Source organism: Pantoea sp. B65 (genome assembly GCF_047308185.1).
Taxonomy (GTDB): domain Bacteria; phylum Pseudomonadota; class Gammaproteobacteria; order Enterobacterales; family Enterobacteriaceae; genus Erwinia.
Window position 1 is genome coordinate 36,905 of sequence record NZ_JAHXPU010000041.1, and the last position, 14,375, is coordinate 51,279.

The window sequence follows — 14,375 nt, forward strand, 5'->3', positions numbered from 1 at the left end:
CGGTTCACGTCGCGAATTCAGCGAATATCCGGTACGTGAATATCTGTTATGGCAGTGATGACCGTCAGAAAACGTGCTTACTGCTGGGGTCCAAACGAAGGGAATAATTGATTAACTGACAAAGTGAAGGGTCCGTCGTCATTGACCGCGGGATAGTGATTACCGGGTAATTATCATTGTGCTACGGTGCATTTCTCTTGTCCCAACGCTTTGCCCTTCGTCCTGGTAACTTATTTTCTCTGACTAAACTGCGCATAACATCACAATTCAGTATAGACGCTGATTCCGCTTCTGCCAGATTCGCAGGAATTTAAGAGCAATCCGAATCATTGCCGGTAAAAATAAAACCCGCTAAGCGGGATAACATTATTATTCAGCGCGATAATATGCGACACGCGGCTGAACATTAAAACCGCAACCACTTTTTGTTGGGGAAAATATAACCGGGTATATTCACCCGGCTTATTCCCGCTGGCGCAGGTTTAGCGGGTAAAAAACGGACAGATTACTCAGCCATAAATTTTTGTGATTATGCGCCCGGTTATATGCTGTTTTTTCATAACAAATTTCGCGGAAGTTAGTGTACAACAAGCTATCTACCGATTCTCTTAACGCTGGCGGAAATACATCATGATTCTGATTGGTATGCTGGACTCACCCTATGTCAGGCGTGTGGCTATCTGCATGAAGGTGCTGGGCATTACGTTTGAACATCAACCGCTATCGGTTTTTCGCGACTTTGAGGATATGCGCGCGATTAATCCGGTGGTTAAAGTACCGACGCTGATCACCGACGATAATCAGCAACTGATGGATTCAACCCTGATCCTCGACTATCTGCAGACCCTGCCTGCGGCGCAAGGGTCCCTGATGGCGCCATCCGGCGCCGCGCGCCTGTATGACCTGACCCTCACCGGTCTGGCGCTGGCGGCCTGTGAGAAAGCGGTGCAGATGGTTTACGAGTGGCAGTTGCGTCCGGTAGAAAAACAGCATCAGCCATGGCTTGATCGCGTTCAGCTGCAGCTGCTCTCCGCGCTGACGATAATTGAGGAAAAACTGGCGCACCAGCCGCCGCAGATCAACAGCATTGCCGGCGTCTCGATCGCCGTCGCCTGGAGCTTTATCCAGCTAATGCTGCCGGCAGTGGTCAAAACGCAACATTTCCCGCTGATCGCAACCTTTAGCGACCAGGCCGAGCAAACCGCGCCGTTTATCGCGTTGCCGATGGTTTAAACTGATCCAGGCAGTGGCGCGGCGCTGACCGCGTTCCACCGCGCTTCCCGGTTAACGCCAGCGGATTAGCGATAATACACCGCGATATACTGATTATTGATCTGTTGAATGGTCACCTGAGTATCAAAGATCGCTGCGATAATTTGCGGCTGCATAATCTGTTGCGGGGTTCCGCGGTAGATCACTTCGCCCTCTTTCATCGCAATAATATGGTCTGAATAAGCCGAGGCGAAATTGATATCATGGATCACCAGCACAATGGTTTTGTGCAGTTCATCCGCTGCGCGGCGCAGTTGTTTCATCATCGCCACACTGTGTTTCATATCGAGGTTATTCAGCGGTTCATCCAGCAGCAGATACTGCGTATCCTGGCACAGCACCATCGCCACATAGGCACGCTGGCGCTGTCCACCGGATAGCTCATCAAGATAGCGATCTTTCAGCGGCAACAGATTGAGAAACGTCATCGCGGCTTCAATATGCCGGCGATCGTCATCCGTCAGTCGCCCACGACTGTAGGGATAACGACCAAATCCCACCAGGTCATGTACCGTCAGGCGGCTGGTAAAGTGATTTTCCTGACGTAGCACTGACAGAATCCTGGCCAGCTTATCGCCTGGCGTGTTCGCCACATCCAGACCATTAAAACTGACGCTACCGGCATCCGGCGTCAGCAAACGACTCATCACTGATAACAGGGTCGACTTCCCCGCCCCGTTGGCGCCGATAATTGACGTCACCCCACCTTGCGCAATGCTCTCCGTTACCTGATTCAGTACCGGGGTATCGAAGTATTTTTTCACCACCGCATTTATTTCAATCACAACGACGCCTTTTTCAGCAAAAGGTAAAGGAACAGCGCGCCGCCGGTAAATTCGATCACTACCGATAGCGTACCGGCCATATTAAATATGCGCTCAAGAATTAACTGGCCGCCTACCAGCGCAATAATGCCGGTGAGTACCACCCCAGGCAGCAGATAGCGGTGACGATGGGAACCAATCAGCTGATAACTGAGATTGACCACCAGCAGACCGAGAAAAGTCAGCGGCCCCACCAGCGCGGTGGACACCGCCACCAGTACCGATACCAGCAACAGGATCACCATCACTTTCTGCGGATAAGCCACGCCAAGATTAAGCGCACTGTTACGTCCCAACGCCAGCACATCCAGCGTAAAACGCATACGCCAGATAACCATCGCCACCAGCAGCACAATGGCGGCGGCTAAAGCGATAATTTCCGGCGCGGCGCGGGTAAAGGTGGCAAAGATACGACTTTGCAGAATGGCGAACTCGCCAGGTGATAGCAGGCGTTGCAGCAGGTTGGCAAGACTGCGAAACAGCGTGCCGCATACCAGCCCCACCAGCAGTACCTGATGCAGGTTGACGCTGTTGCGGTGTAACAGCCAGCGATACAGCAGCAGGGAAAACAGCAATAACAGCAGCGACTCGCAGATAAACTTGCCGGTAATCCCCAATACGCGCAGCCCATCGGCATCGACAAAAAAGATCATTGCCGTCTGGATCAGAATAAACAGCGCCTCCAGCCCCATCACCGCAGGAGTCAGAATACGATTATTGGTTACGGTCTGAAAAAGCAGCGTCGCCACGCCGGAGGCGAACGCCACCAGCAGCATGGTGGCCAGTATCTGCCCGCGATGCAGCAAAATATAGCGAATATTGCCGTGCAGATTGATGGTCATAAACAGGATGATGGCCAGCAACGCCAGCAGCGTCAGTAGCAGCAAACGCCGCGCCGGCAGGCTGAAGCGCCGAACAACAGCGCCGCCAGTCCGGCCTGAAGATAGAGAGTTAACCGGCATGGCGTTGACTCCTGAGGATCAAGATCAGAAAAACCACGGCGCCAATAGCGCCAAGGATCACGCTGGCGGGAATTTCAAACGGATAGCTGATTAAACGCCCGATAATATCGCACAGCACCACCAGCGCGCCGCCGCAAAGCGCCACCCAGGGAATCGAGCGCCGCAGGTTGTCACCCATCGCCATACTGACTATATTCGGCACAATTAATCCGAGAAACGGCAGCACGCCCACCACTACCACCACCACGCCACAGATCACCGCAATCATCGCCATACCGGTCAGCATGACCCGCTGATAATGAATTCCCACATTGACGGCGACATCGCGTCCCAGCCCGGCAACGGTAAAACGGTCGGCAATCAGCATCGCCAGTAACGTCAGCGCGCCGACAATCCACAGCAGTTCATAGCGCCCCTGCAATATCCCGGAAAAATCCCCCGACTCCCAGCTGCCCAGCGATTGCAGCAGATCAAATTCCATTGCCAGAAAGGTCGTGACCGCGCTAAATACCGCGCCGAGCATAATACCGGTCAGCGGCACCATCAGCGCGGACTTGATCCGCATACGTTGCAACAGCAGCATAAACAGCGCCGTGCCGCCAAGAGCGAACAACGTCGCCACCACCATTTTGACCAGTACCGACGCCGACGGGCTAAACACCATCACCAGCAGCAGGCCGAGGCTGGCGGACTGGGTGGTGCCGGCAATCGAAGGTTCCACAAAACGATTCTGCGTCAGCATCTGCATAATCAGCCCGGCGACGCTCATCGCACTCCCGGCCAGTACCAGCGCCAGCGTTCGTGGCACGCGGCTGATGAGAAAAATATCGCGCATTTCCGCATCGGACCAGAAACCGTGCAGGGTGAGATTCCCCACCCCAATCCCCAGACTCACGATCATCAGGCCCAGCAGCAGTGCCAGGCCGGTAATAAAATAGAAGCTTTTCATTGCGGCAGGTTACGGTTTTTTCTGCTGATCCAGCGTACTGCTGATGTTATCCATCAGCTGGCTATAGCTTTGCAGCCCACCGGCGATATACAGCGAAGCGGAGTCGAGATAAACAATATGTTTATTCTGCCATGCGGCGGTTTTACGGATCAACGGGTTATCCAGCACCTGCTGTGCGGACTGCCCTTCTTTGCGGCCAATGGCATTATCGCGGTCGAGCACAAACAGCCACTGCGGATTGGTCTGCAGAATAAATTCGGAAGAGACGACATTACCGTGGCGACCGGTTTGCGCAAAGCTGGCGGCCGGTTTAAAACCCAGCACGTCAAATACAAAGCCAAAGCGCGAACCTGGCGTATAGGCCGACATTTTACCGCCGCTGATCATCAGCACCATCGCCGTACCCGCATCAGCGGATTTCACTTTAAGCGCGGCGATTTTCTGCCTGAAGCCATCCAGCAGGGTTTTCGCCTGCGGCTGTTTACCAAAAATGGCCGCCAGCTGTTCGGTACGCTGTGACAGACTCTCGACAAAATGCTGGTTATCAATATCAAGCGCGATGGTCGGCGCAATCTCACTCAGCTTGTCATAGGCATCATGCGCGCGACCACCGGCAATAATTAAATCAGGTTTCGCGTTGCTCAGCGCTTCATAGTCAGGCTCAAACAGGGTTCCGGCATTCAGGTAGGGTTTTCCCTGATACTTCGCCAGGAAAGGCGGCAGATGAGTACTGGTCTGTGGTACGCCGGCCACCGGGATCTGTAATGCATCGGCGATATCCAGCGTTGCCGGGTTGAGAATAATCACCTGCCGCGGATTGACCGGCACCCGGGTGGTTCCCTGTGCGTGTTCAATACTGATACCGGCCGTTTTGTTATCCTCAGCCGCTGCCGCGCCGCAACCGCCGATAATAAAAGTCGCAGCCACCAGCGACGAAGTTAACGCTAAACGTAATTTCATTTTCTCTCCTGAAAAGTCAATTGCTGCAATCACGAATTGAAACACTAATAATTCTTATTACCAATTGTCACAATCATACGCCAACGCCTTGCAGAATAAACACCGCCAATCAGCGGGTTCCCGCTTGCGTGGACGCAGACAATAGAAATTCAATCTCTGTCATTACTCCTGCTAAAGAAAACTTTACATTTAACCTGCTGTATTTCATTAAGTTAACGTTAAGAGACTTACCTTTCCGCCTGTTTTTCGTACAACCATGGAGATTGTGTGAAGGTTTCTGCTATTGCATGTAAATGAAAATAATTATCGTTATCATAATTATTCCATAATATTTACATACAATATCAAGGACAATCGCCGTGATTTACACAACGCCTTTCAATATGAAACCTTTTGCAATCTTCCTCACCGGGTTAGTGGGTAGCGGCTATGCCGCTGCAGAGGTGACGGAAGAGCAGGCAGAGATGGTGGTTCAGGTTCGCGCGGAGGAACAACTTAAGCAGCAACCCGGGGTGTCGGTAATCACGGCGCAAGATATCGCCAAAGAGCCGCCGGTCAATGATCTCTCGGATATCATCAGGAAAATGCCTGGGGTCAACCTGACGGGCAACAGCGCCAGCGGCAGCCGTGGCAACAATCGCCAGATAGATATTCGTGGTATGGGACCGGAGAACACCCTGATCCTGATTGATGGCGTCCCTACCCTGTCGCGCAACTCGGTGCGCTACAGCTGGCGTGGCGAACGCGACACCCGTGGCGATACCAACTGGGTCCCTGCGGAAATGGTGGAACGGATTGAAGTGCTGCGCGGCCCGGCCGCCGCGCGCTATGGTTCCGGCGCCGCTGGCGGGGTGATTAATATTATTACCAAACGTCCGACCAATGACTGGCACGGCACTTTTTCGCTGTTTACTAATCAGCCGGAAGATGACCAGGAGGGGGCGACCCGACGCGCTAATTTCAGTCTGAACGGCCCGCTGGTCGGAGAAGTGCTGACCATGCGCCTGTATGGCAATATCAATAAAACCGACGCCGATGCCGCGGATATCAATACCGCGCAGAATGGTTCCTATGCGGCGGGCAATGAAGGGGTGCGTAATAAAGATATCAATGCCCTGCTCTCCTGGAAGGTCACTCCCACACAGATTGTCGACTTCGATATGAGCTACAGCCGTCAGGGCAATATTTATGCCGGTGATACGCAATACAGTAATGCTAACCTGAGTCCCAATGGCCTGGTGGAAACCTTATACGGACAAGAAACCAACCGCATGTATCGTCAGTCTTATGGCATAACCCATAATGGTATCTGGGATTGGGGTCAGTCACGCGTCGGGGTCTGGTACGAGAAAACCAATAATACCCGCCTGCAGGAGGGTTCTACCGGACGTGTTGAAGGGATGATTAATAGCGATCAGTACAACACCAGTCGTCTGCAGAATCTCAGAACCTCAGGTGAAGTGAATATTCCGCTGGATAAGGGGTTAGAGCAGACCATTACCCTCGGGAGCGAATGGAATCATGAACAACTTAACGACCCGGCTTCGATGCAGGTTACCGATGCCAGTGGCGTGACCATCGGTAATATTTCCGGCGATCCTGCCGGTCGCAGCGCCAAAAACAGCGCAGAACTTAGCGCCCTCTATATTGAAGATAATATTGAAGCCAGAGCCGGTACCCACCTGATCCCCGGGCTGCGTTTTGATTACCACAGCCAGTTCGGCAGTAACTGGAGTCCGGCGCTGAATATGTCGCAGGAATTGGGGGAGCATTTCAAACTGAAAGCGGGTATTGCCCGGGTATTTAAGGCGCCGAACCTTTATCAGTCCAGCGACGGCTATCTGCTGGCAACCCGCGGTAACGGATGCCCGGAGAATATCGCGGCGGGAAGTTGCTACCTGATGGGCAACAGCAATCTGGACCCGGAAATCAGTATCAACAAAGAGATCGGTCTCGAATTTAATCAGCAGGGATTTAATGCCGGTATCACTTACTTCCGTAACGATTACCAAAATAAAATCGTGTCAGGCACCGGGCTGGTTGGCTATGCTTCCAACGGTTATAACATCCTGCGCTGGGAAAATGGCGGCAAGGCATTAGTGGAAGGACTTGAAGCAAATCTGGTCATTCCGCTGGTTAAAGATCAGCTTAACTGGCGTACCAATGCCACCTATATGATCACCTCCGAGAATAAGGACAGCGGTAATCCGCTATCCGTGATCCCGCAATACACGGTTAACACCATGCTGGATTATCAGGTCACTGATAAGCTATCGACCCAACTCAACTGGACGTTGTACGGACGGCAGAAACCGCGTGAATATGCGGAAATCCGTAATGAAGTGGGCGCGCTGGCCACTAACCAGCTGGGGGCTTATTCCGTAGTGGGCATCGGGGCGAATTACGAGGTGATTAAAAATCTTCGCCTCAATGCCGGTATCAGCAATCTGTTTGATAAGCGCCTGTATCGTGAGAATGAAGGCGCCTCGACCTACAATGAATCCGGCCGGGCTTACTACGCGGGGATGACGATGTCATTCTGACCCGCGTCGGCGATCTGCAGCCGCCCGCGGGAGCGATTAAACGTTCCCGCGGCGTCGGTGAGGCCGGCACGATCAGGTTTCAGCGCGATGCCATTCGTTTTTGCCCTTCTATCTGCATCAGAAAATCATACAGCGGCGCCAGACGCTGGAAACCGCGGGCCAGTACCGCCACCAGCTGCGGAGAAAACAGCAAATCCATCTCACGCTGTTCGCTGATTAATGCCCAGGATTTTTTGTTATACCACCGCGCCAGCTCCGGCTGCATCCCCTTCACCAGCTCACGCTTATAGCTTTCCCCGTCCAGCGCGAAATTCGCCGGGATGGCGTCCGCCATGGCGAGGAAAGCAGCGGGCTCCTGCGTCACCCGCTCTCTGAACAGATTCATGGTGAGACGCGAGGCGCTATAGTAGCCCAGTCCGTAACGCCACCAGTCGGGGCCAAACTCAAAAAAGTAGGTCGGGGCATCCGTCCAGTTATTGCGTGATCGTTTGAAGGTCAGCCAGATATTGCTGCGATACAGCGACTTATCATGGGAAAAGCGCGTATCGCGGTGCATACGCGAAATCGTTTTGCCGATTGCCGGACGCACTTCAAACAACTCATCAATCACCAGCATATCCTGCGCTAAATCGCCGACCAGCTGACGCACCGGTTTTAGCAACTCTTCGTCATAGATAGCGCGATGCTCCTCAAACCACTGCTTATTATTGTTCTGACCCAGCTGTTGCAAGAAAGTCAGGCCACGCTGGGTAATGCCACTAAATTCAGCCATGATGATCCGGTTGGTCTCCCGCGAAAGTGTGCTTAAGCCATCCGTCTTATCATAACCTGATTATCCGCGCCTAAAACTATTCGTCACTTCAGCCTGCGGTTAACGCCGGATAGTCAGTGTAGCCCTGGGCGTTGCCGCCAAAGAAAGTATTGCGGTCGGCCTCATTCAATCCGGCACCGGTCTGCAGGCGGGTAACAAAATCCGGATTCGCCAGCACCATCTGGCCATAGGCTTCCAGCTCAGCCAGGCCGGTTGCCAGATCGGCGCCAATCTGCTGGCGCGAACGCCCCGGACGATTCAGGATCAGCGGATGCTGCCACTGCTGGCGGATGTCGTGCAGCAACGGTTCATTGTCCTGGTGCATAATATGCAGATATGCCAGCCCCAGTTTGTTGAGCTCCGCCACCAGATAACGATAGAGATCCGCGCCTTCGCTACCTTCATCAATCCCCCACATCGCCATGCCGGGAGAGAGACGGATGGCGGTGCGGTCTGCGCCGATCTCGTCAGCGATAGCGCTGGCCACTTCAATGGCAAAGCGCGCACGGTTTTCCAGCGACCCGCCGTACTCATCGCTGCGGGTGTTGGCGCTTGGGGCGATAAACTGATGGATCAGATAGGCGTTTGCGCCGTGAATTTCAACGCCATCAGCGCCCGCTTCTATCGCGCGCCGGGCGGCAAAACGAAAATCAGCCACGGTCTGCTGTATTTCGGCATGCGTCAGCGCGCGCGGAACCGGGATCGGCTGCATACCGGTGGCGGTGAACATCGGCGCTCCCGGGGCAATCGCCGACGGTGCGACACCCTGCCGATGATGCGGCGTATTATCAGGATGCGACATTCGCCCGGCATGCATCAGCTGAATAAAAATGCGTCCGCCCTGCTGATGTACCGCAGAAGTGATCTTTTTCCAGCCAGCCACGTGGGCATCAGTATAGATACCCGGCGTGGTCAGATAGCCCTGACCGTCATCTGAAGGCTGAGTGCCTTCACTGACGATCAGCCCGATGCTGGCACGCTGAGCATAATATTCAGCGGCCAGTTCTCCCGGCGTGCCATCGTACTCAGCGCGGCTGCGGGTCATCGGCGCCATAACCAGGCGATTGGCTAAATTGTAACGTCCGACAGGGACAGAAGTGAATAACGGGCTCATAGTGCGCTCCTTAAGTAGCTGGCAGGAAACAGGTGATGTGGTCTGCAAGCATCATGGCCCAGTTTAAATTCAGGATAAATATGCAATAATGGAAATAATTAATCCATTAATGGGATAATCATCATGGCATTGCTGGATGATATGGCGCTGTTTGTTGAGGTAGTGAAGGTGATGAGTTTTCGGCGCGCGGCCGATGCCACCGGCATACCCAACTCGACGCTGTCACGCCGCATCAGCGCACTGGAAAAGGCGATTGGCCTGCGCCTGCTGCACCGCACCACGCGCAAGATTGTGCTAACCGAAGCCGGACGGCTCTATTTTGAGCGCTGCCGGCATATTGTTGATGAGGCAAAACTGGCGCATGAGCAGCTGGGAGAGATGCTTGCCCAGCCTGCCGGTGTGCTGCGCGCTTCATTTCCCGTTGATTTCGCCGTCACCTGGCTGGCGCCGCTGATTGCCGAATTCGCCCGGCGTTACCCGGCGATCACCTTCGATTTTGACCTGACGCCCCGGCGGGTCGATCTGATCAGTGAACCTTTCGATGTGGCCATTCGCATCGGCGAATCACCGGACTCGCAGCTGATTACCCGTACTCTGGCACGACTACCCGCGTTTCTTTATGCTTCACCAGGTTATCTGGCCAGCGCCGGGAAGCCGCTGCAACCCGCCGATCTGGCGCAGCATCAGTGTCTGACGGTACTTAAAACCACTCACTGGAAACTGCATACGCCAACCCAAACCAGCGCCGTAGAGGTCAGCAGCCGGTTTGTGATCAACAGTGTCGGTATGATCCGCAGTCTGGCGATCCAGGATATGGGGATCGTCCTGCTGCCGGAAGAGGTGGTGGCGGATGACCTTGCCAGTGGCCGGTTACGTCCGGTGCTTCCGGCATGGCAGGGTGAATCGGTCCCGGTCTGTGCCGTTACCGAAAGCCGTCTGCTGCCGGCGAAAACACAGCGCTTTATTGAATTTCTGCAGGAACGGCTGGAACGCTAAACGCATGACTATTCATGACTTCACCACCGGCAAATCGGCATAACGGGTGGTGTAGGCCGGGGAGAGCATCTCCCGTTTCATCGCCCAGCCGCGCTGAACCCCCTGTCCGGCAAACCATATGGTCCCTCTTCCCGACTGATTCAGGCCATCGATAACCTGCATTAATGCCGCCTGACCGGCACGGGGCGGATAGTCATCAAACAGATTCAGCTGCGCCACCCCCTGGCTGAAAAAGTCCCCCAGCATCACGCCGGCTTTCATATAGCGATGGCCATCGATCCAGATACGATCAAGGCAGCCAACGGCCATGCGGATAATATCGCGCGTATCATTGGTTGGCGTCAGCAGCTTGCCGCTGGCCTGATTACCATAAAAAGTTTCTCCGCTGGCGTGAGGACTGGTGCGCAAAAATACCGAGATCTGCTGGCAATACTGATGCTCGCCGCGCAGCTTTTCGGCGGCGCGCTCCGCATAGGCGCATACCGCCTCACGCATATCGGCATAGTCAGTGATGCGGCTGCTAAAAGAACGGCTACAGAGAATTTGCTGCCTGGTGGGCGGGAACTCCTCGGTTTCGAGACAGGACTCGCCGCGTAACTCCCGCACAGTACGTTCCAGCACCACATTAAAGTTTTTGCGGATAAACCACGGCGCCGCATCCGCCAGATGCAGCGCGCTTTCAATACCCAGCAGCTGGAGTTTTTTACTGATGCGCCGTCCGACGCCCCAGACATCGCCGACATCGACCAGACTGAGTAGCTTGCGCTGGCGATCGATATTCGACAGATCCAGCACGCCATCGGTTTTGGTCCACAGCTTGGCGGCATGATTCGCCAGCTTGGCCAGAGTCTTGGTCGGTGCAATGCCGACGCCAACCCGCAGATGGGTTTCACGCCAGATACGTTGCTGCACCTGCTGACCAAACTCTGCCAGCGACATACAGTGACTGACGCCGTGCAGATTCAGGAACGCCTCATCAATCGAATAGACTTCCACCAGCGGCGCCATCTCTTCCAGAATCGTCATCACCCGCTGGCTCATATCGGCATACAACGCGTAATTGGAACTGAAAACATGGACCTGATGACGCTGAAACAACGCTTTCTGTTTGAAATAAGGCGCGGTCATGGTGATCCCCAGCGCTTTCGCTTCCGCACTGCGCGCAATCACACAGCCGTCGTTATTACTCAGCACCACCACCGGCTTACCGCGTAAATCCGGGCGAAACACCGTCTCGCAGGAAGCATAGAAGCTGTTAACATCCACCAGCGCATACATGGTTATTGTGGGTTCCCGGTATAAATATAGTACTGTATATGCATACAGTATCACTAATCAGCCGCTGGCGGCAACTTATCGATCGGAAGCGCAGGCGCCGGGTTGAGCGTGGTGCTCACGCTGATACTTCATAGGCGCGACTCAGATCGATTGTCGGTGAGCTATCGAGTGCGCAACGGGAAAAGGTTCGCGGACGGTGACTACGCTTAAGCGGTATTTTTAATCACAAACGTCACTACGCCAAACACATCCAGCTGCTCTTCCGCGCCGGGTATAATCGGCGCATACGCCGGGTTCATCGGCATTAACTGGATCTGCGGCTTCAGCAACAGCTTTTTTACCGTAAACTCCCCTGCCACTGCCGCCACCACAATACAGCCATGCCAGGCGGTCAGCGCGCTGTCGACCACCAGCATATCGCCGTCACTGATACCGGCTTCAATCATCGAGTCACCGGACACTTTGACAAAATAGGTGGCGCTGGGATGCCGGATGCAAAGCTCATTCAGATCGATACGTTTTTCGACATAATCCTGCGCCGGTGACGGGAAACCGCAGGCAACTTTTTCCAGAAACAGCGGCAGGTGAAAAAGCTGCGGCATATCGGCGGTGGGTAAAAAATTCATCGTACTGCCCTGCAAATTATCTGTATATATATACAGTATTATCATTCACACTGGCAGTGACAACTGGATTTTTTCGGAACCCCGCTAGCCGCCTGATTGCACAGGAGATTTAGTTAGTCGCAGAACGGTTCTGCTGCGCCAGCCACTCCTCGCGCGTAATCTCCCAGACCTCGGAATCCAGCAGCCCGGCGACATACTGTTTTTTGCCGCGGCTAAACAGCCGCATCCCGCTGTTGGTTGAGATCTTTCTTGAGCCGTCATTCTCACTGGCTTTCGGCGCCCTTAGCCGCGGGCGCTGCAGCGTGTTAAACCAGAAATCGGTAACCGCCCGGCTGGCTTCCGTCATCAAACCCTGGCGCTGCCATTCCGGTACCAGCCAGAATCCGCGATTATTGTCAGCATCATCAGACAGACAGATCAAACCAATCATTACCGCCGGATCCGCCTGACGCCGGATTGACCAGAACCAGGCCGTTCCCGCCGCTACCGCCGGTAGCGCCACCTGATTGACGTAACGTTGCGCACCGTTATCAGGAAACGGCCAGGGAACCGTGGCGGCCAGATGGCGGACAATTTCCCAGCGCGGAAATATCTGCTGCATCTGCTCAGCATCCTCTGGCGTTAAAGGGAGTAAAATCAGTCGGTCAGTCACGAGCTCTGGCGTAGCCATCCGCTATCCTTATCAGTTGGGGGAAACGACATCATGACGTCAATCCCGCTCTGCAGGCAAGTGTGCTGGACCTCACCGGCTGACGCAAAGTGGCGGTGCGGAATATAAGCCGGCCATTACTGGCAATTTCCCACAGGTTTATCACACTTAAGGCTTACCTGAGCAATCCGGAGGAGCCACTATGAGTACCGGCGATGCAAAAATCGATTTTCCACCAGAAAATGTCAGAAAGTATCTGGAACCCGGCCCGATAGTGCTGATCTCGTCGCAGTGGCAGGATGAGCACGATATTATGACCCTTGGCTGGCACACCATTATGGAATTTTCACCGTCGCTGGTTGGCTGCATGATTTCCGCCATCAACCACAGCCATCAGTTGATTCGCGCCAGCGGTGAGTGTGTGATTAATCTGCCGACGGCGGATATGATCGATCAGGTGGTGGCTATCGGCAATAGCAGCGGCACGCAGGTCGATAAGTTCAGGGCGAATAACCTGACGCCGCGCGCGGCCAGCAACGTACAGGCGCCGTTAATTGACGAGTGTGTCGCTAACTTTGAATGTCGGCTATACGATGATGCGCTGGTGGAGGAGTACAACTTCTTTATTTTTGAAGTGGTAAAAGCCCATATCCGGCGCCAGCCGGAATATCCGCAAACCCTGCACTATACCGGCGCCGGGATTTTCAATGTTTCCGGCGCAACCTTGCTGGATAAAAGCGCCGACTTTCGCCCCGGCATGCTGTAGGTCAGCGGCTAAGCGCGTCAGCATTCTCCGGCAGTGTGCTGTCGCCTTCACCCAGCGCGCGCTGCAGCATTACCGTATCCAGCCACTGGCCGTGCTTCAGGCCAACCGAACGTAACGTGCCGCACACACTGAAGCCCAGCGCGCGGTGTAACCCCAGTGAGCCGTGATTTTCGCTGTTGCCGACATTGGCAATCATCTGGCGATAGCCCTGCTGCTGCGCCCAGTCCAGCGCATGCCGCAATAACGCCTTCCCCACGCCGCGTCCCTGATAGTCAGGATCGATATACACCGAATCTTCCAGTGTGTAACGATAGGCATGGCGCGGACGGTAAAATGACAGATAACAATATCCCATCACACCGTTGTCTGTTTCCGCCACCAGCCAGATTAACCCTTGCTGACGCACTTTCGCCATCCGGCTGGCGATCTCTTCCGCAGAGGGCGGTTGTGTTTCAAAGCTGCCCAGCCCGGTCTTGACATGATGGGCATAAATGGCCTGAATGGCAGAAATATGGCGTTCACTGGCATCGATAATATTCACGGTGTTATTTTCCCGGTAGTTTGACCGGTCCTGAGGTTAACCCAGTCAGGGGCAGAGTCTTAGCGGCTAAAACTTATCAAGAGT

14 protein-coding genes are annotated in these 14,375 nt (G+C 54.3%); 4 read left to right on the plus strand and 10 right to left on the minus strand.

Translation table 11 applies throughout. The annotated features are described in order from the left end of the window. The first annotated feature begins 630 nt into the window (after positions 1 to 630). A complete protein-coding gene (locus JWF83_RS20535; RefSeq protein ID WP_413652266.1) occupies positions 631 to 1,233 on the plus strand; it encodes a glutathione S-transferase in 603 nt (200 codons plus the stop codon). Positions 1,234 to 1,298: 65 nt separating this feature from the next. Here the strand turns inward: JWF83_RS20535 and JWF83_RS20540 are convergent, their stop codons facing one another. The 4 genes from JWF83_RS20540 to JWF83_RS20555 are packed head-to-tail and all read right to left on the minus strand — an operon-like array spanning position 1,299 to position 4,967. Next, the gene (locus JWF83_RS20540) at positions 1,299 to 2,057 is read right to left on the minus strand and encodes an ABC transporter ATP-binding protein (protein ID WP_413652267.1); all 759 of its coding nucleotides are present in this window, start codon (positions 2,055 to 2,057) and stop codon (positions 1,299 to 1,301) included. Next, the gene (locus JWF83_RS20545) at positions 2,054 to 3,058 is read right to left on the minus strand and encodes an iron chelate uptake ABC transporter family permease subunit (RefSeq protein ID WP_413652268.1); all 1,005 of its coding nucleotides are present in this window, start codon (positions 3,056 to 3,058) and stop codon (positions 2,054 to 2,056) included. The genes JWF83_RS20540 and JWF83_RS20545 overlap by 4 nt, the downstream gene beginning before the upstream one ends. Next, the gene (locus JWF83_RS20550) at positions 3,048 to 4,007 is read right to left on the minus strand and encodes an ABC transporter permease (RefSeq protein ID WP_413652269.1); all 960 of its coding nucleotides are present in this window, start codon (positions 4,005 to 4,007) and stop codon (positions 3,048 to 3,050) included. Before JWF83_RS20550 ends, JWF83_RS20545 begins: the two co-directional genes overlap by 11 nt. Positions 4,008 to 4,016: 9 nt before the next feature. After that, complete coding sequence (locus tag JWF83_RS20555; protein WP_413652270.1) at positions 4,017 to 4,967, minus strand: siderophore ABC transporter substrate-binding protein; 951 nt, start codon at positions 4,965 to 4,967, stop codon at positions 4,017 to 4,019. Between the two features lie 383 nt (positions 4,968 to 5,350). On the opposite strand from JWF83_RS20555, the gene JWF83_RS20560 reads away from it, so the two are divergent. After that, a complete protein-coding gene (locus JWF83_RS20560; RefSeq protein ID WP_413652477.1) occupies positions 5,351 to 7,510 on the plus strand; it encodes a TonB-dependent siderophore receptor in 2,160 nt (719 codons plus the stop codon). Between the two features lie 79 nt (positions 7,511 to 7,589). Here JWF83_RS20560 and JWF83_RS20565 read toward each other — a convergent pair whose 3' ends face one another. Both JWF83_RS20565 and JWF83_RS20570 read right to left on the minus strand, forming a co-directional pair. After that, a complete protein-coding gene (locus JWF83_RS20565; protein ID WP_413652478.1) occupies positions 7,590 to 8,285 on the minus strand; it encodes a DUF2461 domain-containing protein in 696 nt (231 codons plus the stop codon). An 85-nt stretch (positions 8,286 to 8,370) separates the two neighbouring features. Further along, a complete protein-coding gene (locus tag JWF83_RS20570) occupies positions 8,371 to 9,435 on the minus strand; it encodes an alkene reductase (protein WP_413652271.1) in 1,065 nt (354 codons plus the stop codon). Positions 9,436 to 9,558: 123 nt separating this feature from the next. On the opposite strand from JWF83_RS20570, the gene JWF83_RS20575 reads away from it, so the two are divergent. Beyond that, complete coding sequence (locus JWF83_RS20575) at positions 9,559 to 10,431, plus strand: LysR family transcriptional regulator (protein ID WP_413652272.1); 873 nt, start codon at positions 9,559 to 9,561, stop codon at positions 10,429 to 10,431. A gap of 12 nt (positions 10,432 to 10,443) precedes the next feature. Here JWF83_RS20575 and umuC read toward each other — a convergent pair whose 3' ends face one another. From umuC to JWF83_RS20590, 3 genes are all read right to left on the minus strand, one after another. Then, positions 10,444 to 11,709, minus strand: coding sequence for a translesion error-prone DNA polymerase V subunit UmuC (gene umuC, locus JWF83_RS20580; protein WP_413652273.1), 1,266 nt, complete (start codon positions 11,707 to 11,709; stop codon positions 10,444 to 10,446). 206 nt (positions 11,710 to 11,915) lie between these two features. Then, the gene (gene umuD / locus JWF83_RS20585) at positions 11,916 to 12,335 is read right to left on the minus strand and encodes a translesion error-prone DNA polymerase V autoproteolytic subunit (RefSeq protein ID WP_413652274.1); all 420 of its coding nucleotides are present in this window, start codon (positions 12,333 to 12,335) and stop codon (positions 11,916 to 11,918) included. A 109-nt stretch (positions 12,336 to 12,444) separates the two neighbouring features. Then, a complete protein-coding gene (locus JWF83_RS20590; protein WP_413652275.1) occupies positions 12,445 to 13,005 on the minus strand; it encodes a GNAT family N-acetyltransferase in 561 nt (186 codons plus the stop codon). A 181-nt stretch (positions 13,006 to 13,186) separates the two neighbouring features. On the opposite strand from JWF83_RS20590, the gene JWF83_RS20595 reads away from it, so the two are divergent. Further along, on the plus strand, positions 13,187 to 13,750 hold the full coding sequence (locus tag JWF83_RS20595; RefSeq protein ID WP_413652276.1) for a flavin reductase family protein: 564 nt from the start codon (positions 13,187 to 13,189) through the stop codon (positions 13,748 to 13,750). A 1-nt stretch (position 13,751) separates the two neighbouring features. On the opposite strand, the gene JWF83_RS20600 is transcribed toward JWF83_RS20595, so the two are convergent. After that, positions 13,752 to 14,291: an N-acetyltransferase family protein gene (locus tag JWF83_RS20600; RefSeq protein WP_413652277.1), complete on the minus strand. Its 540-nt coding sequence runs from the start codon at positions 14,289 to 14,291 to the stop codon at positions 13,752 to 13,754. Between the last annotated feature and the right edge of the window lie 84 nt (positions 14,292 to 14,375).